26 protein-coding genes are annotated in these 20,069 nt (G+C 72.6%); 18 read left to right on the forward strand and 8 right to left on the reverse strand.

Going from position 1 to position 20,069, the window contains the following annotated elements; all coding sequences use genetic code 11:
• Window positions 1-2: 2 nt before the first annotated feature.
• Window positions 3-869 carry a thioesterase family protein gene (locus ACYVIH_RS13300; protein ID WP_460869932.1) on the forward strand — a complete coding sequence of 289 codons (867 nt, stop codon included), beginning with the start codon at window positions 3-5 and terminating at the stop codon, window positions 867-869.
• A gap of 8 nt (window positions 870-877) precedes the next feature.
• Here the strand turns inward: ACYVIH_RS13300 and ACYVIH_RS13305 are convergent, their stop codons facing one another.
• On the reverse strand, window positions 878-1,951 hold the full coding sequence (locus ACYVIH_RS13305) for a hypothetical protein (protein ID WP_460869933.1): 1,074 nt from the start codon (window positions 1,949-1,951) through the stop codon (window positions 878-880).
• A 61-nt stretch (window positions 1,952-2,012) separates the two neighbouring features.
• Here ACYVIH_RS13305 and ACYVIH_RS13310 point away from each other — a divergent pair, with 61 nt between their 5' ends.
• From ACYVIH_RS13310 to ACYVIH_RS13335, 6 genes are all read left to right on the forward strand, one after another.
• Entirely contained in the window at window positions 2,013-2,477 is a 465-nt protein-coding gene (locus tag ACYVIH_RS13310; protein ID WP_460869934.1) for a (deoxy)nucleoside triphosphate pyrophosphohydrolase, read from the forward strand.
• Window positions 2,478-2,479: 2 nt separating this feature from the next.
• Complete coding sequence (locus tag ACYVIH_RS13315; RefSeq protein ID WP_460869935.1) at window positions 2,480-2,791, forward strand: hypothetical protein; 312 nt, start codon at window positions 2,480-2,482, stop codon at window positions 2,789-2,791.
• Between the two features lie 10 nt (window positions 2,792-2,801).
• On the forward strand, window positions 2,802-3,707 hold the full coding sequence (mshB, locus tag ACYVIH_RS13320) for an N-acetyl-1-D-myo-inositol-2-amino-2-deoxy-alpha-D-glucopyranoside deacetylase (RefSeq protein ID WP_460869936.1): 906 nt from the start codon (window positions 2,802-2,804) through the stop codon (window positions 3,705-3,707).
• Window positions 3,704-4,057: a hypothetical protein gene (locus ACYVIH_RS13325; RefSeq protein WP_460869937.1), complete on the forward strand. Its 354-nt coding sequence runs from the start codon at window positions 3,704-3,706 to the stop codon at window positions 4,055-4,057. The genes mshB and ACYVIH_RS13325 overlap by 4 nt, the downstream gene beginning before the upstream one ends.
• An 11-nt stretch (window positions 4,058-4,068) precedes the next feature.
• A complete protein-coding gene (locus ACYVIH_RS13330) occupies window positions 4,069-5,811 on the forward strand; it encodes a VanW family protein (protein WP_460869938.1) in 1,743 nt (580 codons plus the stop codon).
• A 111-nt stretch (window positions 5,812-5,922) separates the two neighbouring features.
• A complete protein-coding gene (locus ACYVIH_RS13335) occupies window positions 5,923-6,396 on the forward strand; it encodes a hypothetical protein (RefSeq protein ID WP_460869939.1) in 474 nt (157 codons plus the stop codon).
• A gap of 89 nt (window positions 6,397-6,485) precedes the next feature.
• On the opposite strand, the gene ACYVIH_RS13340 is transcribed toward ACYVIH_RS13335, so the two are convergent.
• On the reverse strand, window positions 6,486-7,505 hold the full coding sequence (locus tag ACYVIH_RS13340) for a GNAT family N-acetyltransferase (RefSeq protein ID WP_460869940.1): 1,020 nt from the start codon (window positions 7,503-7,505) through the stop codon (window positions 6,486-6,488).
• A 159-nt stretch (window positions 7,506-7,664) separates the two neighbouring features.
• Between ACYVIH_RS13340 and fdxA the strand changes: the two genes are divergently transcribed.
• Window positions 7,665-7,988, forward strand: a complete 324-nt coding sequence (gene fdxA, locus ACYVIH_RS13345; RefSeq protein ID WP_460869941.1) for a ferredoxin — start codon at window positions 7,665-7,667, stop codon at window positions 7,986-7,988.
• Window positions 7,985-9,130, forward strand: coding sequence for a succinyldiaminopimelate transaminase (dapC, locus tag ACYVIH_RS13350; protein ID WP_460869942.1), 1,146 nt, complete (start codon window positions 7,985-7,987; stop codon window positions 9,128-9,130). The genes fdxA and dapC overlap by 4 nt, the downstream gene beginning before the upstream one ends.
• A 36-nt stretch (window positions 9,131-9,166) precedes the next feature.
• On the opposite strand, the gene ACYVIH_RS13355 is transcribed toward dapC, so the two are convergent.
• The 3 genes from ACYVIH_RS13355 to dapD form a co-directional block, all read right to left on the reverse strand.
• On the reverse strand, window positions 9,167-9,445 hold the full coding sequence (locus tag ACYVIH_RS13355) for a hypothetical protein (RefSeq protein ID WP_460869943.1): 279 nt from the start codon (window positions 9,443-9,445) through the stop codon (window positions 9,167-9,169).
• Window positions 9,446-9,615: 170 nt separating this feature from the next.
• Window positions 9,616-10,650, reverse strand: coding sequence for a hypothetical protein (locus ACYVIH_RS13360; protein ID WP_460869944.1), 1,035 nt, complete (start codon window positions 10,648-10,650; stop codon window positions 9,616-9,618).
• Window positions 10,637-11,614 carry a 2,3,4,5-tetrahydropyridine-2,6-dicarboxylate N-succinyltransferase gene (gene dapD / locus ACYVIH_RS13365; RefSeq protein WP_460869945.1) on the reverse strand — a complete coding sequence of 326 codons (978 nt, stop codon included), beginning with the start codon at window positions 11,612-11,614 and terminating at the stop codon, window positions 10,637-10,639. Before dapD ends, ACYVIH_RS13360 begins: the two co-directional genes overlap by 14 nt.
• Window positions 11,615-11,690: 76 nt before the next feature.
• On the opposite strand from dapD, the gene ACYVIH_RS13370 reads away from it, so the two are divergent.
• The 8 genes from ACYVIH_RS13370 (at window position 11,691) to ACYVIH_RS13405 (ending at window position 16,983) form a co-directional block, all read left to right on the forward strand.
• Window positions 11,691-12,404: a VOC family protein gene (locus ACYVIH_RS13370; protein ID WP_460869946.1), complete on the forward strand. Its 714-nt coding sequence runs from the start codon at window positions 11,691-11,693 to the stop codon at window positions 12,402-12,404.
• A 13-nt stretch (window positions 12,405-12,417) separates the two neighbouring features.
• Complete coding sequence (gene dapE, locus ACYVIH_RS13375; protein WP_460869947.1) at window positions 12,418-13,494, forward strand: succinyl-diaminopimelate desuccinylase; 1,077 nt, start codon at window positions 12,418-12,420, stop codon at window positions 13,492-13,494.
• Between the two features lie 19 nt (window positions 13,495-13,513).
• Window positions 13,514-14,314 carry an LOG family protein gene (locus ACYVIH_RS13380; RefSeq protein WP_460869948.1) on the forward strand — a complete coding sequence of 267 codons (801 nt, stop codon included), beginning with the start codon at window positions 13,514-13,516 and terminating at the stop codon, window positions 14,312-14,314.
• A gap of 2 nt (window positions 14,315-14,316) precedes the next feature.
• Complete coding sequence (locus tag ACYVIH_RS13385) at window positions 14,317-14,652, forward strand: DivIVA domain-containing protein (protein WP_460869949.1); 336 nt, start codon at window positions 14,317-14,319, stop codon at window positions 14,650-14,652.
• The gene (locus ACYVIH_RS13390) at window positions 14,652-15,131 is read left to right on the forward strand and encodes an SRPBCC family protein (RefSeq protein WP_460869950.1); all 480 of its coding nucleotides are present in this window, start codon (window positions 14,652-14,654) and stop codon (window positions 15,129-15,131) included. Before ACYVIH_RS13385 ends, ACYVIH_RS13390 begins: the two co-directional genes overlap by 1 nt.
• The gene (locus ACYVIH_RS13395) at window positions 15,124-15,723 is read left to right on the forward strand and encodes a DNA-3-methyladenine glycosylase I (protein ID WP_460869951.1); all 600 of its coding nucleotides are present in this window, start codon (window positions 15,124-15,126) and stop codon (window positions 15,721-15,723) included. Before ACYVIH_RS13390 ends, ACYVIH_RS13395 begins: the two co-directional genes overlap by 8 nt.
• Before the next feature lie 67 nt (window positions 15,724-15,790).
• Window positions 15,791-16,201 carry a hypothetical protein gene (locus ACYVIH_RS13400; protein WP_460869952.1) on the forward strand — a complete coding sequence of 137 codons (411 nt, stop codon included), beginning with the start codon at window positions 15,791-15,793 and terminating at the stop codon, window positions 16,199-16,201.
• On the forward strand, window positions 16,198-16,983 hold the full coding sequence (locus ACYVIH_RS13405) for a M14 family zinc carboxypeptidase (RefSeq protein ID WP_460869953.1): 786 nt from the start codon (window positions 16,198-16,200) through the stop codon (window positions 16,981-16,983). Before ACYVIH_RS13400 ends, ACYVIH_RS13405 begins: the two co-directional genes overlap by 4 nt.
• 26 nt (window positions 16,984-17,009) lie before the next feature.
• On the opposite strand, the gene ACYVIH_RS13410 is transcribed toward ACYVIH_RS13405, so the two are convergent.
• Genes ACYVIH_RS13410 through ACYVIH_RS13420 form a run of 3 tightly spaced genes read right to left on the reverse strand, consistent with a single transcriptional unit; the run spans window position 17,010 to window position 19,470 of the window.
• Window positions 17,010-17,780 carry a L,D-transpeptidase family protein gene (locus ACYVIH_RS13410; RefSeq protein WP_460869954.1) on the reverse strand — a complete coding sequence of 257 codons (771 nt, stop codon included), beginning with the start codon at window positions 17,778-17,780 and terminating at the stop codon, window positions 17,010-17,012.
• A gap of 4 nt (window positions 17,781-17,784) precedes the next feature.
• On the reverse strand, window positions 17,785-18,579 hold the full coding sequence (locus ACYVIH_RS13415) for an enoyl-CoA hydratase/isomerase family protein (RefSeq protein WP_460869955.1): 795 nt from the start codon (window positions 18,577-18,579) through the stop codon (window positions 17,785-17,787).
• A gap of 51 nt (window positions 18,580-18,630) precedes the next feature.
• A complete protein-coding gene (locus ACYVIH_RS13420) occupies window positions 18,631-19,470 on the reverse strand; it encodes a PaaX family transcriptional regulator (protein WP_460869956.1) in 840 nt (279 codons plus the stop codon).
• A 195-nt stretch (window positions 19,471-19,665) separates the two neighbouring features.
• Here ACYVIH_RS13420 and ACYVIH_RS13425 point away from each other — a divergent pair, with 195 nt between their 5' ends.
• Window positions 19,666-19,833, forward strand: coding sequence for a DUF3117 domain-containing protein (locus ACYVIH_RS13425; RefSeq protein ID WP_129985671.1), 168 nt, complete (start codon window positions 19,666-19,668; stop codon window positions 19,831-19,833).
• The last annotated feature ends 236 nt before the right edge of the window (window positions 19,834-20,069 follow it).

The following is a 20,069-nucleotide window of genomic DNA, read 5'->3' on the forward strand; positions in this document are numbered from 1 at the left end:
CGGTGACGAGCACCCAGCAGACCACGACCGGAGGCCCCTCCGCCGCAGGCTCCGAGTTCGACCGCGGCATCGCCCTCGAGCGCCGCGCCGAGGGGGAGTACGACGGCCACCTCGACGGCGCGTGGAGCATCGGCGCGGGCATCAACGGCGGCATGCTGCTCGCCGCGGCCGGCAACGCGCTGCGGCACACGTTCGCCGACGAGGCGCACCCCGACCCGATCTCGGTCAGCGCCTACTACCTCTCCGCCGCCAAGGACGGGCCCGCCCGGTTCGCCACCGAGGTCGTCCGCCGGGGCCGCAGCATGTCCACCGGCACGGTCACGATCAGCCAGCACGACGGCGGTGAGCAGGTCGAGCGGGTCCGTGCGCTGGCGACCTACGGCGACCTGACCGCGCTCCCCGACGAGGTCCGGACCACCGCGACCGCCCCGGAGCTGCCCCCGCTCGAGCAGTGCCTCGGCTCGGACCTGGCCCCTCCGGAGTTCAAGAAGAACGCGCCGCTGCTCGACCGGTTCGACCTGCGCCTGGACCCCGCGACCGCCGGCTGGGCGATCGGCAAGCCGTCCGGCCGCGGGCTGATCCAGGGCTGGCTGCGCCTGGCCGACGGCCGCGAGCCGGACCCGATCTCGCTGCTGCTCGCCCTCGACGCGCTCCCGCCGGTCACGTTCGACCTCGGCCTGCCCGGCTGGGCGCCGACCCTGGAGCTCACCGCCCACATCCGCGCCGTCCCGGCCCCCGGCTGGCTGCGCGTCGTGCACGCCACCCGCAACTTCGCCGGCGGCCTGCTCGAGGAGGACGCCGAGGTGTGGGACTCCACCGGCCGGCTCGTCGCCCAGTCCCGTCAGCTCGCTCGCGCGCCGCGCGGCTGACGGCAGACTCAGCGCAGCCGGGCGCGGGGCATCGCGAACACGAAGCGCCGTCCGGGGTACTCCGACAGCGACCACAGCTCGTCGCGTGAGGGCCAGTAGGTCAGGTCCTCCACGCCCACCGGCAGCACCCGTGCCCGACGGCTGAACGCGCCGGGGCGACCGACGTACATCGAGCCGCGGAGGTAGGGGCCGGCGCTCGTGGTGACGTACCAGCGGCCGTCGACGACGGTCGCGCCCTGCATGCCCTCGAGGCCCTCGGGGGAGAGCGACAGCGGGTGCGCGTGGCCCTCCTCGGAGGCGGCGAGCAGCGACGTCACCGGGTCGATCTCGAAGTCGACGAGCCGGGTGGTCCGGCCGCGGCGGCCGTACTCACCGGCCACCAGCCGCGGCCCGGACGGTTCGCGGACCAGCGACAGGAACGAGTAGCGCATCCGCTCGTGCCCGTCGTCGGCGAACGCGTCGTAGGTGAACCGCACCGGCAGCAGGTACCGGTAGCCGAAGCTGCCCTGCCCGACCCCCAGCCGGTCGCGGTCGCCGAGCGCGCCGACCCGCACCACGTCGTCGAGCCGGAACGTCGAGATCCCACGGGCGGTGCCGGCCACGTGCAGGTGCTCGCCGTGCCAGACGATCCCGCCGGCGTGCACCTTGAGCGGGCGTACGTCGACCTCGCCGTCGTCGCGCGTGACCACGTCGACGAGCAGGACGTGTCGATAGCGCGGCCGCTCGTCGCTCAGGTCGACCACGCTGATCCGCGAGCCTTTGTGCAGCCCGTCGAGCTCCTTGGAGTACGCACTCGTCATGACGACCCGCCGCCCGTCGTACACCTCGGACTCGTCGTGGTCGGCGGAGGTGGTGATGCCCTGCGGCCACCACCGTCTGCTCCGGTTGTCCTCGTCGTCCCAGCGGAAGCCCCAGTGCGCCGCCGCCCCCGGGACGCGTACGACGGTCGCGGTCCTGTTGAGGTCGGCGAGGACCCCGTCGAGCCCCACCCGCCCCCCGCCGCCGGACGACAGGGACGCGACGAGCCGCTCGATCCGGTCGCCGCGCTCCTCGCTGCGGCGCAGGTGCACACCCGGCCTCAACTACCCTGACCTCCGAACTCCCGGCTGGATCCCGAACGTACCCCAGAGGAGGTGCGCGATCGTGCTCGTCGTCGGTGCCGCGATCGTCCACGAGGGGCGCGTGCTGGCCGCCCGGCGCACCTCGCCTGCCGAGCTCGCCGGCGGCTGGGAGCTCCCCGGCGGCAAGGTCGAACCCGGCGAGGACCCGGCCGGCGCCGCTGTGCGCGAGGTCGCCGAGGAGCTGGGCTGCACGATCGCCGTCGTCCGGTTCCTCGACGCCGAGGTCACGATCCGCGACGGGCTGGTGCTTCGGGTCGCGCTCGCCGCCCTCGGCGCCGGGGAGCCGGTGCCCCGGGAGGCCGAGCACGACGCCGTGCGCTGGCTCGGGCCCGAGGAGCTGGACGCGGTGGCGTGGCTGGACCCGGACCGGCCGTTCCTCGACGAGGTCCGCGCGGTGCTGTCGGCGGCCCGGGAACCGCCGGGGACGGAGAGAGCCTTGGCAGACTGGGCGGTCAGGAGACCGGCGATCGAGAAGGAGCTGGGGTAGCCGTGCGGGCGGTGTTCTACGAGGAGGACGACGCGAGGGCCGTGGCGGCCCGGCTGGTCGGCGACGGGTTCGAGGCGACCGTCGCGCGCGAACGGCTCGCGGGCGAGGACGACGACGAGGACCACCCCTGGGCGGTCATCACCGACGCACCCGAGTTCGTGCTCGACGTGCTGGTCGAGGCCCATGACGGCTGGCTCGACGTGGAGGAGGCGACGCCGGCCCCGCCCGTCGTACCCCCGATGGAGCTGCCCGACGCCCCCCGCCGGGTCAAGGGACACTTCACCGACCGGCACCGCCCGCGAGGGGCTGGCTAGGCTGGCGCGCATGGAACAGCGCATGTTGCTGGTGCACGCGCACCCCGACGACGAGACGATCAACCAGGGCGCCACGATGGCCAAGTACGTCGCCCGCGGCACCCAGGTCACGCTCGTGACGTGCACCCTCGGCGAGGAGGGCGAGGTCCTCGTCCCCGAGCTCGAGCACCTCGCCTCGCACCGCGAGGACCGGCTCGGCGAGCACCGGATCACCGAGCTCGCCAACGCGATGAAGGAGCTCGGCGTCACCGACCACCGTTTCCTCGGCGGACCCGGGAAGTACCGCGACTCCGGCATGGTCTGGCACGAGGACGGCCACGCGGTCGCCGGCGACGAGGTCAAGGAGGGCACCTTCTGGCGCGCCGACCTCACCGAGGCCGCCACCGACCTGGTGTCGGTGATCCGCGAGGTCCGGCCGCAGGTGCTCGTGACCTACGACGAGTTCGGCGGCTACGGCCACCCCGACCACATCCAGGCGCACCGGGTGGCGATGTACGGCGCCGCGCTGGCTGCCGCCCGCTCGTTCCGCCCGGAGCTCGGCGAGGCGTGGGACATCGCCAAGATCTACTGGGGGGCGATGTCGGAGGGCCGGATGCGCGAGGGCCTGCGCCGGCTGCGTGAGTCCGGGGACACCACGTCCTTCGAGGGGATGGACCCCGACGGGCCGCTGCCGCCGTTCGTCACGCCCGACCACCTGCTCGACGCAGTCGTCGACGGGACCGACTTCGTGGACGCGAAGATGGCCGCGATGCGCGCCCACGCGACCCAGATCACCGTCGACGGCCCGTTCTTCGCGCTGTCGAACAACGTCGGCAACGAGGTGTGGGGCAGCGAGTTCTTCCGCCTGGTCAAGGGCGTGCGCGGCCCGGTGAACGGCGACGGTCTGGAGACCGACCTGTTCGCCGGCCTGGAATGAGGATTCTCGGCGTAGCGCTGAGCCTGCTCCTCGGGCTGGCGGCGGGGATCGCCGCGATCGCCGTCCACCGGTCCTCGCCCGGCCTGGTCCTCGGCGTGGGGACCGCCCTCGTCGCGCTGTGGGCGCTGCGACTGTGGCTCCCGGCGGCCGCGGCCGGGTTCGCCGCGGGTTGGCTGGCAGCGCTGGTGGTCGCCGTCGCGGGCCGGGGCGAGGGTGACTACGTGGTGTCGTCGGACCTGCGCGGCTGGATGCTGATCGGCGGGGGCTTCGCGGTCCTCGTCACCGGCATCCTGCTCGGCCGTGCGCCCGCGCGCCGTCGCGATTCCGGCTCGGTGGGTGCCTCCACCTAGGATTGCGCCTTGTGACTGACGAGCCGTTCAAGGAGCGCACGAGAGACCGCCGCGTGGTGACCCTGCTTCTGCTGGGTCTCCTCGTGCTTTTCGGGGCGCTCTACGCCGCGGGCTATGCCTTCACCGGCGACAAGGTCCCTCGCGGTACGACGGTCGCCGGCGTGGACATCGGGGGTCTGGCCCCGGCAGCTGCACGAGCACGCCTGGAGCAGGAGCTCGCGCCGCGGGCGGAGCAGCCGATCATCGTCGCCGCCGACGGGCAGCGGGCCCGGATCGACCCGGCCGACGCCGGCCTGGCGGTCGACTACGCCGCGTCGGTGGAGCAGGCCGGCGGGGGCCGCAGCCTCAACCCGGCCCGCATGTGGGACTACTTCACCGGCGGCGACGACCTGGACCCGGTGCTCGAGGTCGACCGGGCGGCGCTCGACGCCGCCGTGGACTCCTTCGCCCAGGACGTCGACGAGCCGGCGGTCGAGGGCGAGATCGCCTTCAAGGACGGGCAGCCCGAGCCCCGCTTCCCCGAGTCCGGGCAGCAGGTCGACCGCGAGGCAGCGGCCGCCACGATCACGGACGCGTTCCTCGACGCGGGCGTCGACGGCGCCGTCCAGCTCGAGGTCGCCGAGATCGAGCCGGAGGTGACCGAGGACGAGGTCCGCGCGGCGCTCGACGAGTTCGCCAACCCGGCCATGTCGGCCCCGGTCACGCTCGTGCTCGGAGACGACGAGGTCGTCGTACGCCCGGAGGCCTTCGCACGTGCCCTCTCGATGACCGCCGACAACGGCGAGCTCGAGCCGCAGGTCGACGAGAAGAAGCTGATGCGCGCGGTCCGGCCGGCGATGCGGACCGTGGCGCTGAGCCCCGAGCCCGCCACCGTGCGCCTCGTGGACGGCAAGCCGAAGGTCGTGCCGGGCAAGAACGGCGTCACCTTCGACCCCGCCGAGGTAGCAGAAGAGCTCCCCGACGCACTCGTGCAGCCCGACGGGCAGCGTCGGGTCGAGGTCGAGGCCAAGGTCGCCAAGCCGGCGTTCACGACCCAGGACGCCCGCAAGCTGAAGATCAAGGAGGTCGTCTCCTCCTTCACGACGTACTACCCCCACGCGGACTACCGCAACGTCAACCTGGGCCGTGCCGCCGAGCTGGTCAACGGCACCGTGCTCAAGCCGGGGGAGACCTTCAGCCTCAACGACACCGTCGGCGAGCGCACCGCCGAGAACGGCTTCACCGAGGGCTTCATCATCAGCAACGGGGTCTTCAAGGAGGACCTCGGCGGCGGCGTCTCCCAGGTGGCGACCACGCTGTTCAACGCCGCCTTCTTCGCCGGCCTCGAGGACGTCGAGCACAAGCCGCACTCGTTCTACATCGACCGCTACCCGATCGGCCGCGAGGCGACCGTGGCGTGGGGCGCGGTGGACCTGAGGTTCAAGAACGACACCCCGTACGGCGTCCTGATCGAGGCGTGGATCAACCCCTCGACCTCCGGCTCGTCGGGGGAGATGAACGTCCGGTTCTGGTCCACGAAGTACTGGGACATCACCGCCGGCGTCTCCGACCGCTACAACTTCACCCAGGAGAAGACGCGCTACATCACCGACGAGAACTGCACGCCGCACGACGGCTACGGCGGCTTCGACATCGACGTGTACCGCTACTTCCGCCGGCACGGCAGCGACGAGCTGGTCCGCACCGAGACCATGCACACCACCTACACCCCCTCCGACAGCGTGGTGTGCGGCAAGCCGCCCAAGGACGGGTGAGCGACTCCGGCTGTCCGGGGTGTCCGCGATGCTGAGGCTTTACGTTATTTGTGGAGATCGCGTTACCTTGCGGTAGCAGGTGTGTGGAGCGCCCCGTCGGATGCTTGAGCCATGAACCTCGACGGCTTCCGGCAGCTTCGCAGCAGCGTCCAGTGCGACGCGACGCCTGCGTCCTCCCAGGTTCGCCGGATCCTCGAGGACGGACTGCGCGAGGAGCTGCTCGCCACCGGGGTCTGCACCGACCTCGCGGTGGGCAGCTCCGGCGAGGCCGACCGTCACCTCGTCGCGCTCGGCCTCTTCGGCTCCGAGCTCGACGAGGACGAGGTCGCCGCCGCGGTCACCCGCGCCTGGGGCGAGGTCGCCTTCCACCACTGGCAGGCCGGTGCCTTCCTGGTCGAGGACGGTCACGTCGAGTTCCAGGCGCTGAGCCTGGACCGGCCCGGCGGTCACTACGTCACCGTGCACCTGGTCCTCCAGCGTGCAGACGTCCCGGCCAACCCGCGTCCGGCCGCCCCTGTCGTGCCGCTCCAGCGCCGCATCGTCGGCCAGGACCGGCCGGCCCTCACCTTGGTGCACAGCGCCTAGGTCCCCGTCTCCGGCGGCGTGTGACGGTCCCCCCGTACCGTTCCACGCCGCCGGGCTGTTTTCCGACGCGGCACCGGCCGTCCTCGTGCTCAGCGCACGGTCAGGTAGCGGTACGCGTGGTGGGTGGTGAAGCCGAGCTTCTCGTAGGCGGCGATCGCGGCCGGGTTGTCCCCGCGCACCTGCAGGTAGGCGGTCGTCGCGCCGCGCTCGGCGGCCCACCCGAGCAGGGCGGACATCACGACGGTGCCGAGCCCCTGCCGGCGGTGGTCGGGGGAGACCCACACGTTCGTGATCCCGGCCCAGTCCTCGTCGCCGGGCTCCTCGCCGTTTCCGCGCGCGACGCGGCCCTTGGCGACCACCTCGCCGGCATCCGTGGTGCGCACCGAGACGAAGCCGACCTCGCGCGGTCCGGCCAGCACGGTCATCGCCGCGTCGCCGTGAGACAGCGCGCGCTCGTCGTCGGCGAGCCAGGCGGCCTCCGCCTGCGAGGAGACGGTGACGGTGGGTACGACGGGCGGCAGCGACCGTCGTACCGACCGGCGGGCCGCGGACACCGACGCGAGCTGGAACAGCGTGTCGTCCTCGCCGGGGCGGGCGCCGACCCAGCCGGCGGCCGCCAGGTCACGGTGCTCGTCGGAGTCCACCACCACCTGGGCCAGCGGAGGAAGACCTCGCGCGCGGTAGAACTCGACCACCCGGGCGAGGGCGGGACCCAGCGGAAGGCCCGGGTCGCCGACGGCGAGCACGGAGTTCGCCCGGCTGCTGAACCCGTCGGCGGCGCGGAGCACCCAGTCGCCGAGGTGCTCGGTCTCCCGGGCCGGCCACGACGCGAGCGCGCGCCGCTCGGCCAGCGCCGCCGTCACGCGCAGCCGCGCCGAAGGGCGGGGCGGGACCGGCTTGCCCGAGACCACGTCCGCGATCGTGATCCGGACGACCTCGCCGTCCTCCTTGCGCACGGTCGCGACACCGTCCGCCCAGGTCTCCAGCACGCCGAGGACGTCGACGAACGCCGGTCCGCCCGACGGCCCGGTCTCGCCGGGCACCAGCCGCCGGACGACGACGCGCTGGCCGAGGACGTGAGGACCGAGACCGGGAGGCGTGCTCGTCACGGGCGGCAACTTTCGCTGGTTGGACCGGGTGCGCCTGCGGTGGGCGCGCCCGTGATACTAGGCTGTACCAAGCGTGTGCGTGGTAACACCGCAGTGCCGAGCTCAGGCACCGCCGACGCCCCGGACGCCGGATCGAATCCATCTCGAGGAGGAACCAAGGTGACGTACGTCATCGCGCAGCCCTGCGTGGACGTCAAGGACAGGGCCTGCGTCGACGAGTGCCCCGTCGACTGCATCTACGAAGGCCAGCGCATGCTCTACATCCACCCGGATGAGTGCGTCGACTGCGGTGCCTGCGAACCGGTCTGCCCGGTGGAGGCGATCTTCTACGAGGACGACACTCCGGAGCAGTGGAAGGACTACTACAACGCCAACGTGCAGTTCTTCGACGACCTGGGTTCGCCGGGCGGCGCCGCGAAGATGGGTGTGATCGACAAGGACCACCCGATGATCGCCGCGCTGCCTCCGCAGAACCAAGAGTGACCGACCAGAGCTCCGGCACCGTGCCGCCCCCCGCACCGTGGTGGGCGGCACGTGCTGTCTCCACCCGTCTGCCGGACTTCCCGTGGGACCGTCTGGTGCCGTACGCCGAGCGGGCCCGCTCCCACGAGGACGGGATCGTCGACCTGTCCGTCGGGACGCCGGTGGACCCCACGCCGGAGGTGGTCCAGCAGGCGCTGCGCGACGCCGCGGACTCACCGGGCTACCCGGTCACGGTCGGCAAGGCGGAGACCCGGCAGGCCTGCATCGACTGGCTCGAGCGCCGGCACGGCGTGACCGGGCTCGGGCTCGACGCGGTGCTGCCGGTGATCGGCTCCAAGGAGCTGATCGCCTCGCTGCCCTCGCACCTCGGCCTGGGCGCGCGTGACCTCATCGTCTATCCGCGCCTGGCGTACCCGACCTACGAGGTCGGCGCCCGGCTCGCCGGTGCCCGGGCGCTCGCGGCGGACTCGCTGACCTCGCTCGGCCCCGAGCGCGTCTCGCTGCTGTGGATCAACTCGCCGTCCAACCCGACCGGCAAGGTGCTCCCGGTCGACCACCTCCGCAAGGTCGTCGCCTGGGCCCGCGAGCGCGGGGTCCTGCTGGTCTCCGACGAGTGCTACATCGAGACCGCGTGGGACGAGAAGCCGCTCAGCGTGCTGCACCCCGACGTCTGCGACGGCGACCACAGCGGTCTCCTCGCGGTGCACTCGCTGTCGAAGCGGTCCAACCTGGCCGGCTACCGGTGTGCGTTCGTCGCCGGTGACCCGGCGGTGGTCGGCGAGCTGCTGGCGGTGCGCAAGAACCTCGGGCTGCAGATGCCCGGCCCGCAGCAGGTGGCGATGAAGGCCGCGCTCGACGACGACACCCATGTCGAGGAGCAGCACGCCCGCTACGCCGCACGCCGGGCCAAGCTCAAGAAGGCCCTGGAGCGGGTCGGCTTCCGGATCGACGAGTCCCAGGGGTCGCTGTACCTCTGGGCGACGCGTGGCGAGCCGTGCTGGGAGACCGTGGCGGGGCTGGCCGACCTCGGCATCCTGGTGGCCCCCGGCGACTTCTACGGCCCGGCCGGCGCCGAGCACGTCCGGGTCGCGTTCACCGCGACCGACGAGCGGGTCGACGAGGCGGTACGCCGGCTCGGCTGACCGTCGTTCCCCGGGCCGCGGCCGGACCCGGCCGGGTCACTCCCAGGCGACCCGCGGCCCGGGCATCGCGTGCACCCGGCTGATCGCCGTACGGTGCGGGGCGGCCGACTTGATGGTGACCGCGGAGATGCTCTCCACGCGGATCACCGAGTGCTCGGCGTCGTCGTCGGCGTGGAGCACCACACCGAAGCCGTCCACGGCGAGGACGCGGCCACGCACCCACATGCCCTCCACCAGGACCTCCACGGGGACCCCGGCGTCGCGGGCACGGTTCAGTGCGGTGCCGATGGTGTAGATCATCGAGTCGCTGCTCACGGCCCGCCCCCTTGTGCGTTGGTCCCACCATTGCAGCCCGGGCGAGCGGCCCGTGTCCACGCAAACGGGGTGATGCGGCCCAGGACCACCCGCTCGTCCCATCCCGGCTCTCGTCCGTTCGGTTGAACAGAACGCGCAAATCCGGACAAGGCCGACGGACGCCCGGCCGGTCAGCCGCCCTCGTGGACGTCGACGTGCACGTGGTCGCGGTGCTCGAGCACCGCGCGGTCGCCGGGACGGTCGCCGGGGTCGTAGTCACGCCAGCCCTGTCCCGAACGGGCGCCGGAGGACCAGATCCGGGCGTCGAAGATGACGTGCTGGACGCCGAGCCGGTCGGCGTGGGCCACGAGGTACTGCGCGATCGCCCACCCGCGCCGGTTGTTGGCTTCGTTGACGGGCCGGACGAAGATGTCGACCGCGCGGCCGTCGTAGTGCGTCGAGCCGGCCTGGTGGCCGTCACGGACCCCCTCGGGGGCGAACCCGCCGAGGGAGAGGTCGCCGAACGCCTTCTCCACGTCCTTGCGCACCGCCGCGGCTCGGGGGGTCAGCCCGCTGCGGCCCGGCCGCTCCTCCTCGAGGCCGCTGGGCGTGCGCACGACGCAGCTGAACCGGCCACCGGGGGAGTAGCCGGTCAACGCCGAGGCGAGTGCGCGGGCGTCGGCGGCGTGGTCCTCGTAGGCCTCCGGGAAGCCCGAGCGCTGTACCGCCTGTGCGGCCTCGGTGATCCGCATCTCCTCGTAGCCCTCGATCTTCTCTAGGGCGTCGTAGAACGCGTTGGTGGCGAAGTAGGGGTCCTGCACCTGCTTCTCGGTGCCCCAGCCCATCGACGGCCGCTGCTGGAAGAGCCCGAGCGAGTCCCGGTCGCCGTGGTCGAGGTTCTCGATCTTGCTCTCCTGGTAGGCCGTCGCCAGCGCGATCGAGACCGCACGAGCGGGCAGGCCCCGGCGCACGCCGACCGCGGCGATGATCGCGGCGTTCTCCGCCTGCTCGATGCTCAGCTCGGCCGTGACGTCGCCGACCTCGACGGTGCAGCCCTCCGGGTCGGGGAACGGGCCGACCCCGCGGAGCACGAGCACGCCGGCGGCGGCCACGACGGCGAGCACCGACAGCACGACGAGCAGGGCCCGGCCGGCCCTGCCCGCCTCGGTGCGGCGCCGTCCTCGTCGTGGTGGGGTGGTCAGGTGGTTCAGGTCAGTCGTTGGCATGCAGAGCCGCGTTCAGCTCGATGCCCTCCCCCTGCCACGGCACGGCCTCGATCGCCCCGGTGACCGAGTTGCGGCGGAAGAGGATGTTGTCGACCCCGGAGAGCTCGGCGGCCTTGATCAGCTTGGGCTTGTTGTCCATGTCGCGCACGGTGACCTTGGTGCCGGCGGTGACGTAGCAGCCGGCCTCGACCACGCAGTCGTCGCCCAGGGAGATGCCGATGCCGGCGTTGGCGCCCACCAGACAGCGCTCGCCGACGGAGATGACCTCCTTGCCGCCGCCGGACAGCGTGCCCATGATCGACGCACCGCCACCGACGTCGGAGCCGTCGCCGACCACCACGCCGGCGCTGATCCGGCCCTCCACCATGGAGGCGCCGAGCGTGCCGGCGTTGAAGTTGACGAAGCCCTCGTGCATCACGGTGGTGCCGTTGGCCAGGTGCGCGCCGAGGCGGACCCGGTCGGCGTCGGCGATCCGCACGCCGGACGGCAGGACGTAGTCGGTCATCCGCGGGAACTTGTCCACGCCGTACACCGCGACGCTGCGCCCGGCCGCCCGCATCCGCAGCCGGGTCTGCTCGAAGCCCTCGACCGCGCAGGGGCCCTCGCTGGTCCACACGACGTTGGTCAGCAGCCCGAAGATGCCGTCCATCGAGATCGTGCGCGGGGCGACCAGCCGCCAGCTGAGCAGGTGCAGCCGAAGCCACGCGTCGTGCACGTCCGCCGGGGCGGCCGACAGGTCGGGGACGACGGTGCGGACGACGGTGCGGCGCACCCCGCGCACCTCGTCGACACCCTCGAGCGCGGTCAGGTCCTCAGGGGGCTCGACGTGCTCGGCGGCCTCGCCCAGCTCGGGAGCGGGGTACCAGGTGTCGAGCACCCCACCCTCACCGTCGAGTCCGGCGAAGGTGGCGAGGCCGAAACCCCATGCGCTCGTGGCTGTCTGCTGCTGGTTGCTGTCGGTCACGTGTGCCACGCTATCGAAACGTCACAAGCCACGAGGGGCCGGATCGAGCCGTCCCGGCATGCGGGAGGAGACACCGATGGCAGCGGGCACACACGGGGTCGCACGCTGGAAAGAGCTGTGCATGGACACCACGGGCGGTGACCGGCTCGGTCGGTTCTGGGCGGCGGCGGCCGGCCTGGAGCTCCGGCCCGACGGCGGCCCGGGCGATCTCGTGGGGCCGACCGAGGGCCACGGCATCGCGCTCTGCGAGGTGCCCGAGGCCAAGACCGTGAAGCATCGCGTGCACCTCGACGTCTACGCCGCCGCGACCGCCGACCTGGAAGCGCTCGGCGCGCGCGTCGTGCTTCCCGCAGAGGAGTCCGGGTTCCGGTGGACGGTGATGGCCGACCCCGAGGGCGGGGAGTTCTGCTCCTTCCCGAAGCCGGCCGACCAGCTGCCGTCGTACCGCATCCACGGGCTGGTGGTCGACTCGGCCGACCCTGAGGCGCAGGCCCGCTGGTGGGGCGAGGTGCTCGGCGGCCGGCGTGACGGCTCCGAGGAGAAGGGCTGGTGGTGGCTGACCGACGTGCCCGGCATGCCGATCACGACGATGGACTTCGTCCCGGTGCCCGAGCCGAAGTCGGTCAAGAACCGCATCCACTGGGACGTCTACGGCACCGTCGAGGAGCTGCAGGACCGCGGCGCGACCGTGCTGCGGTCCCCTGACGAGGACCCGTCCGCCCCCGGTGCGATCTCCTGGACGGTGATGGCCGACCCCGAGGGCAACGAGTTCTGCGTCTTCGAGCGCTGACAAGATGGCGGCCATGAACCTCCTGGATCTCGGCAACGACGTGGTCACCCTCACCGAGCAGCTCGTCGACATCGAGTCGGTCAGCGGCAACGAGGAGGCGATCGCCGACGCGGTGGAGGCGCAGCTGCGCGCCCTGCCACACCTGGAGGTCAGCCGGTTCGGCAACACCGTCGTGGCGCGCACCGACCAGGGGCACTCCGAGCGGGTGGTCATCGCCGGCCACCTCGACACCGTGCCGCTCAACGACAACCTGCCGGCCCGTCGCGAGGGCGGGCACCTGCACGGGCTCGGCACCTGCGACATGAAGGGCGGGGTCGCGGTGGCCCTACGGATCGCCGCGACGATGCCGGCCACCAACCGCGACATCACCTTCCTCTTCTACGAGTGTGAGGAGGTCGAGGCCGAGCGCAACGGGCTCAAGCTGCTCGGTGACAGCCACCCCGAGCTGCTCCGCGCCGACTTCGCGATCCTCATGGAGCCCTCCGACGCCGTCGTCGAGGCAGGGTGCCAGGGCACGATGCGCGTCGACGTGGTGACCCACGGGGAGCGTGCCCACTCCGCTAGGTCCTGGCGCGGCGCCAACGCCATCCACGCCGCCGGCGACGTGCTCGACCGGCTCCGGGCCTACGAGCCGCGACGCCCGGTTATCGACGGACTGCAGTACCACGAGGGCCTCAACGCGGTGTTCATCAACGGCGGCGTCGCCGGCAATGTCGTCCCCGACCGCTGCACGGTGTCGGTCAACTACCGGTTCGCGCCCGACCGCTCGGAGGCGGAGGCCGAGGTGCACCTGCGGGAGGTCTTCGAGGGGTTCGAGGTCGAGCTCAGCGACTCCGCACCTGCGGCGATGCCCGGGCTCTCGGTGCCCGCGGCCGCCGCCTTCGTCGAGGCCGTCGGGGGCGTGGTCAACCCGAAGTTCGGCTGGACCGACGTCGCGCGGTTCAGCGCCCTGGGCATCCCGGCCGTCAACTTCGGCCCCGGCGACCCGCACCTGGCCCACAAGCAGGAGGAGTCGGTGCCCATCGAGCAGCTGGTCCAGGTCGAGCAGCAGATGCGCGCCTGGCTCGCGCCTGCGCCGGCGTCCTCGTGACCCCGGATAACCTCGCCGCATGACCGAGGAGATCCCCGGGCCGGCCAAGCAGCGCGGTCGCACCACCATGCGGCGCCGCGGCTACGACAGCGGCACCACCGACCAGCACCTGCTCGACTCCCGCGGCCCGAGCGACTGGGTGCACACCGACCCGTGGCGGGTGCTGCGGATCCAGGCGGAGTTCATCGAGGGCTTCGGCTCCCTGGCCGAGCTCGGTCCGGCGATCTCGGTGTTCGGCTCGGCCCGCAGCGCCCCCGGCGACCCGATGTACGACCTGGCCGAGCAGCTCGGTCGTGCCCTCACCGACGCGGGCTTCGCGGTGATCACCGGCGGCGGCCCCGGGATCATGGAGGCCGCCAACAAGGGCGCCTGCGAGAGCGGCGGGGTCTCGGTCGGTCTCGGCATCGAGCTGCCCTTCGAGGCGGGCCTGAACCCGTACGTCGACATCGGGGTCAACTTCCGCTACTTCTTCGCGCGCAAGACGATGTTCGTCAAGTACGCCCAGGGCTTCATCGTCCTGCCCGGCGGCTTCGGCACCTTCGACGAGCTGTTCGAGGCGCTCACCCTGGTGCAGACCCGGAAGGTCACGTCGTTCCCGATCGTGCTGATCGGCACCGAGTACTGGTCCGGACTGGTCGACTGGATCCGCGGCACCGTCCTCGGCCACGGCAAGATCTCCGAGCCCGACCTGGCCATGTTCCACGTCACCGACGACGTCGACGAGGCCGTCCGGATCGTCGAGGAGGCGCGCGCCCGGCACCGTCGTGGCGCGCCGGAGGACGAGGAGTTCCAGGTGGCCGTCGAGTGGGACGCTGAGTAGCCATGACCTGGTTCTTCGCAGTCCTGATCGTGCTGCTGATGGGGGCGGTCGCGGTCGTCGCCGCGGGCAGGGGCGGCACCATGGCGGAGGTGTACGACGACCGCCCGGACTCGCGCGTGCAGGGCGAGGAGCCGCTGTCGGGTGACGACCTGCGCCGGGTGCGCTTCACCACAGCCCTCCGTGGCTACCGCATGTCGGAGGTCGACGCCCTGCTGGCACGGCTGGCCGCCGAGCTCGACGCCGCCGGGGGGACCACTGCGCCGGGTGCCGCCGATGCGGCGCCCGGTGCCCCCGCCCCCACGGGCGAGACCGCCGAGCCGCCCGAGGAGGCGCGCTGATGCGCGCCCTGGTCCGCTGCGAGGTGACCGTGGCCGCACCGGCCCGCGTGGTGTGGAGCTACGTGACCGACTGGCCGCGGCAGGGCGAGTGGATCCCGCTCACCCGCGTCGAGGTGGTCGGCGACCCGCGGCTGCGCCACACCGTCGGTGGCAAGATCCGGGCCTGGACCGGGCTCGGCCCGGTCGGCTTCTGGGACCCGATGACGATCACCGCCTGGGAGGAGCAGCCCGACGGAAGCGCCCGCTGCGAGGTGCTGCACACCGGCGCGGTGGTGCGGGGCGATGCGGAGTTCGCGGTGCACGCCGACGGCGCTGACGCCTGCAGGTTCGTGTGGTGGGAGCGGCTGGACATCCCGGGCGGGCCGGTCGGGGCGCTGCTGTGGCGGCTCGGTGGCTGGGCGGCGCGTCGTGGCGTCGGTCTCGCCCTGCGTCGGATGGCCGCCCGCGCCGAGTGGCTGGCCGGAGGCCGTCGTGGCTGACCCGACACCCGAAGCCCCCGCAGGGCTGCTGGCCGGGGCCGACGGACGGCTGCGGTGCGCCTGGGCCGGATCGGCGCCCGAGTACCTCGCCTACCACGACCAGGAGTGGGGGCGTGAGGTCCGCGGCGACCGGGCGCTGTTCGAGCGGATGAGCCTCGAGGCGTTCCAGTCCGGTCTCTCGTGGATCACGATCCTCCGCAAGCGTGAGCGGTTCCGTGCCGCGTTCGCGGGCTTCGATCCCGAGCAGGTGGCGGCGTACGACGAGGGCGACGTGCACCGGCTGCTCGACGACGCCGGCATCGTCCGCAACCGCGCCAAGATCGAGGCCACGATCGCCAACGCGCGGGCCGTGCTCGACCTCGACGTGGGGCTCACCGACCTGCTGTGGTCGTTCGCGCCGGCCGCGCCACGGCCGGCACCGCGCACCCTCGACGACGTTCCCGCGACCACACCGGAGTCGCGGGCGATGGCCAAGGAGCTCAAGCGCAGGGGGTTCAGGTTCGTCGGACCCACCACCAGCCATGCCCTGATGCAGGCCACCGGGATGGTCGACGACCACCTCGCCGAGTGCTGGGTGCGCAGATCGGGCTGACGCCACGCCGACGTCCGGATTCACCCCACTGGTCACATCGCGTTCACCAATCGGGCATGCTTCGAGTGTGACGCCGTTTCTCGCCACCGTGGTGCTGACCGTCCTCGCGGCCGTCGTGGTCGTCCTGACGAGGGTGCGCCTGGCCAACGACAGCGAGGCCGCGGGCCGGCTGTCGATCCCCACCAACGTGCTCAACACCCACACGGTCGCAGGGGGGCTTGCGCTGGTGGCCTGGGTGGCGTTCCTGGTCACCGGCACCGGCTGGCTCGGTGCGGTCGGCCTGCTGTTCTGGTGGGTCACGGTCGTCGCCGGCCTGATGATCCTGGCGCGCTGGATGCCCGCCAAGGGGCGGCACTCCTCCGCCCCCCGCGCCGACACGTGGGGCGAGGGGCCGGGCCTCTCGGTGCTCGCGCACGTCGGCCTGCTGGTCGGTGCGGTGGTCTTCACCGTGCTGTTCCTGCTCGGTTCGATCCCGTGACCGGGAGGGCGGCCGTTGGGGCCGTCGCCGCGTTCGCCGCGGTCACGGCCGGCGCCGATGCCCTTCCCCAGCAGACGTCGGCGGCGGACGCCACGACGACGGTGGCCGCTGCCACCTCCGCGCCGCGCCGTCCCGCGGTGGTCGAGCAGCGGGTGATCGGCCGGTCAGTGAAGGGCAGGCCGATCCGCGCCTGGCGCCTCGGCGAGCCGCGGTCGAGGGTGAAGGTGGTGGCGCTGGCCTCCCTGCACGGCGACGAGGCACACCCCCGGATGATCCTGGACCAGCTGCGCGACGGCCGTCCGGTGCGCGGCATCGACCTGTGGGTGGTGCCCGCGGCCAACCCCGACGGTCTGCGCGGCCGTCAGCGCAAGAACGCCAACGGGGTCGACCTGAACCGCAACTTCCCCCGGGCCTGGGTGCCGCAGGACGGCCAGACCGAGTCCGGGTCAGGGCCGGCCTCCGAGCCGGAGACCCGGGCCCTGATGCGGTTCCTCCGGCGGGTGGACCCGCGGTTCGTGGTGTCCTTCCACCAGCCGCTGCACGGCGTGGACACCTGGCGGGCCAAGCGGCCCCGGTTCGTGCGCCGGCTCGCCGAGCACCTGCGGCTGCCGCGCAAGGAGTTTCCGTGCGGCGGCACCTGCCACGGCACGTTCACGCAGTGGTTCAACCACCACTTCGACGGCGCCGCGGTGACCGTGGAGTACGGCGCCCGGCCGTCCTGGGAGCACATGAACCGCCGGGCGCCGCGCCAGCTGCTGCGCGCCCTCGGCGGCACCCGCTGATCCGTTCCCCCGGGTCACGGCGTCGGCTAGAACCGTCGTACCACCCAGGCCCGCGGTCCCATCACGATCCGCGGCCGGGCGTCGGGGTCCAGCCACCTGACCAGCCAGCGCACGTCGTCGATCGGGCCTGACACGCAGCCGGCGGTGTAACGGTTCTCCTTCACGTGCAGGAAGATCCCACCACCCCGATCGGTGTCGGCCTGGTTGCGGGCGACGAACTGCTTGCGCCGGGGAGACCAGCGCACCCCCTTCGGCAGGTTGTAGCCGAGCACGATGCTGTAGGCATACTCCACCGGGTAGTCGGCGAGCCGCTCGACGTACCCCGACCGCCACCGGGAGCCGGCGGCCCGCCGTGGCTGCAGGATGTTGTACGTCGCCGGGTCGCGCGGCTCGTAGGGCCACACGTCGTCCCCGTCGACCCGGCGGTACGGCAGCCGGCTGCCCGGGTCGGGCCGGTTGCCGAACACCCGCGGCATCGTGAACCGGCCGGCCGGCGTGGTCCCGGTCGACTGCCGGCGCTCGGCCGCCTTGGCGAAGCCGTTCCAGCCCAGGGAGACGACGACCGGCCCTCGGACCAGCCGCCAGGAGTCGCCGCGCCGCTGCCAGACGCGCATCGTCGCCTTCGTGTCCGACCACCGCCGGTTGGTGACCGTGACCAGCTGCTTCACCGCGGGCGGGAGGTCGATCTGCGAGGCCAGGTTCGGCTGCTGTGCCGTGGCCGGGCTGCCGAGCGGCCCGGCCAGCACCGAGACCCCGAGCAGCAGGGCGGCTAGGGGGACCAGCAGGCGCGCGAGCATGGGCTCACCTTCCTTCGAACGCCGGCTTCTGCTTGGCCACGAACGACGCGACCGCCCGTTCATGGTCCTGCGTGGCTCCGGTGAGTGCCATCATCTGCGCCTCGAAGTCCAGGGAGCTCGCGAAGTCGTGCCCGGCGGAGTACTCCATCGACCGGCGGACGGCGCCGAAGGCGACCGTCGGGCCGGCCGCGAGCCGCTGCGCGAGCGCGGTCACCTCACCGTCGAGGTCGGCAGCGGGCACGACCTTGGTTGCCAACCCCAGCTCGAGAGACTCCTCGGCCGACAGCGTGCGTGGGAAGTACAGCAGCTCGAGCGCCTTGGCCCGCCCGACCAGGCGGGGCAGCGTCCAGGACGCCCCGGTGTCGCAGGACAGGGCGATCCCGGTGAAGGCGAGGTTGAACCCGGCCGTGTCGGCCAGCACCCGGAAGTCGCAGGCGAAGGCCAGCGAAGCGCCGGCTCCGGCGGCGACGCCGTTGACCGCGGCGATGACCGGCTTGGGCATCGTCGCGACCGCCTTCACCGTCGGGTTGTAGTGCTCCGGCACGGTGCGGAACAGCTCGTCGGAGGACCGGCTGTTGAGGATCTCCACGTGCTCCTTGAGGTCCTGGCCCACACAGAACGCCCGACCGGTGCCGGTCAGCACCACGCACCGGACCGCGTCGTCCTCGGCCGCCTCGGTGACCGTGTCGCGCAGCGCGACCTTCGTGGCCACGTCGAGGCTGTTCATCGCGTCGGGCCGGTTCAGGGTGATGGTCGCGACGCCGTCGTCGACGGTGTAGGTCACGGCTTGGTCGGTCATGGCTCTCCAGTCAGTGGTCGGACGGTCACAGGGGATGGTCACACGGGATGGTCAGGGGGTGGTGGTCAGCGGCGTGGTGGAGACCGGCTCCGCGGTGCTCGCCGCCAGGTGCGCGTCGACGAACCGGGCAGCGGCGGGCAGCAGCCGGGCGGCCTCGGCGGAGAAGAACCGAGCCGCGTCGTGGCCGGCCCAGTCCTCCGGCAGCAGCTCCACCGGCAGGCCGGGGTCGGAGAACAGGAACTTCCGCCACCCGTGCACCAGGTGCGACCGGACCACGAAGGCCCGCTCGTCCCCGGCGAGTGCCTCGGTGCCCAGCACGGCGGCAGGGTCCGCGACCAGCCGCCGGGCGTCCTCGTGCCAGGTCGCGTAGGCGGCGCCCAGCGCGTCGAGGTCCCAGGCCGCCGCGGCGAGCGCAGCCGGGTCGCCGTCGTAGGCCTCGAAGCGGTGAGCGGTCGCCCGCTCCCCGGCCAGCAGGCCGTCGACCTCCGGGGAGGCGTACGGCGAGATCCAGGTGCCGTCGGTGAGCGGGGCGTAGCCGAGGAAGGCGAGGCCCGACCGCACCCGTTCCCGTCCCGAACGGCCCGGCACCGAGGTGAGCACGACCAGGTCCCAGCCGCCCTTCCAGCCGCTCTCGCGGGTGCGGTAGATCCGGGAGGTCGCGTCGTCGAGCCGCTTGCGGGCCTTGTCCGTGGCGGCGTAGCCGCGGGCTCCGCCGATCTCGACGGGAGTCAGCCAGCCCTGCCGCACCATCCGCGAGATCGCCGTACGGACCGCTGGTGCCGCCACCCCGAGCGGGGCCAGGATCCGCACGAGCGCAGCCACCGGGGCCCGGTCCCCGCGCGTGCGCAGGTGGTCCCCGAAGAGGTCGAAGAGCGCGGATCGGGCGTGCACAGGAGCGAGTCTGCCGCATGTCGCACGGGACCGCCCGGGGTGTCCGCACCGACCGGTCCGGAGGATGTTGTCGTCAGTCATGCCGGGAATGGGGGATAATGGACGCGCAGAGCGGCGTGTCACGGGGGTGCCGTTCGATGTGGGAGGGACCGCATCGACCCCGACGCGGCGCTAGACCAAGGAAGAGGTGTTCGCATGGCGGCGATGAAGCCGCGGACGGGCGACGGCCCGCTCGAGGTCACGAAGGAAGGGCGCGGCATCGTGATGCGCGTCCCGCTCGAGGGCGGTGGCCGTCTTGTCGTCGAGCTCAACGCCGAAGAGGCCGGTGCCCTCGGCGCGGCCCTCAACGAGGTCGTCGGCTGACTGACCCATCTGGGTCAACGGCCCAGCAGCTCCGAGTGGAAGGCCCCGGTCGTCGAGGACGGCCGGGGTCTTCCCGTTCCCGGCTGGATGCGCGGCGCGACCCGGTGTCCCGGTTGCCCGAAATCGTCGCCGCTGACCGCTACGCTGCACCCTTGTTGGCCGACCAGGCCCTCTGACCCGATCTCGCAGGTAGGGGTGTGAGGGCGTCTGGTTTCGGGTGCTCGCCCCGCGTGTCA

It is taken from the genome of Nocardioides pakistanensis (genome assembly GCF_054781215.1).

Bases quoted from the DNA above. Each gene is read 5' to 3' on its own strand.
- ACYVIH_RS13390 (WP_460869950.1), top strand. From the start codon at position 14,652: ATGCGCGCCCTGGTCCGCTGCGAGGTGACCGTGGCCGCACCGGCCCGC.
- ACYVIH_RS13415 (WP_460869955.1), bottom strand. From the start codon at position 18,579: ATGACCGACCAAGCCGTGACCTACACCGTCGACGACGGCGTCGCGACC.
- mshB (WP_460869936.1), top strand. From the start codon at position 2,802: ATGGAACAGCGCATGTTGCTGGTGCACGCGCACCCCGACGACGAGACG.
- ACYVIH_RS13380 (WP_460869948.1), top strand. From the start codon at position 13,514: ATGACCGAGGAGATCCCCGGGCCGGCCAAGCAGCGCGGTCGCACCACC.
- dapE (WP_460869947.1), top strand. From the start codon at position 12,418: ATGAACCTCCTGGATCTCGGCAACGACGTGGTCACCCTCACCGAGCAG.
- ACYVIH_RS13425 (WP_129985671.1), top strand. From the start codon at position 19,666: ATGGCGGCGATGAAGCCGCGGACGGGCGACGGCCCGCTCGAGGTCACG.
- ACYVIH_RS13370 (WP_460869946.1), top strand. From the start codon at position 11,691: ATGGCAGCGGGCACACACGGGGTCGCACGCTGGAAAGAGCTGTGCATG.
- ACYVIH_RS13360 (WP_460869944.1), bottom strand. From the start codon at position 10,650: ATGCCAACGACTGACCTGAACCACCTGACCACCCCACCACGACGAGGA.
- ACYVIH_RS13385 (WP_460869949.1), top strand. From the start codon at position 14,317: ATGACCTGGTTCTTCGCAGTCCTGATCGTGCTGCTGATGGGGGCGGTC.
- ACYVIH_RS13335 (WP_460869939.1), top strand. From the start codon at position 5,923: ATGAACCTCGACGGCTTCCGGCAGCTTCGCAGCAGCGTCCAGTGCGAC.
- ACYVIH_RS13410 (WP_460869954.1), bottom strand. From the start codon at position 17,780: ATGCTCGCGCGCCTGCTGGTCCCCCTAGCCGCCCTGCTGCTCGGGGTC.
- ACYVIH_RS13325 (WP_460869937.1), top strand. From the start codon at position 3,704: ATGAGGATTCTCGGCGTAGCGCTGAGCCTGCTCCTCGGGCTGGCGGCG.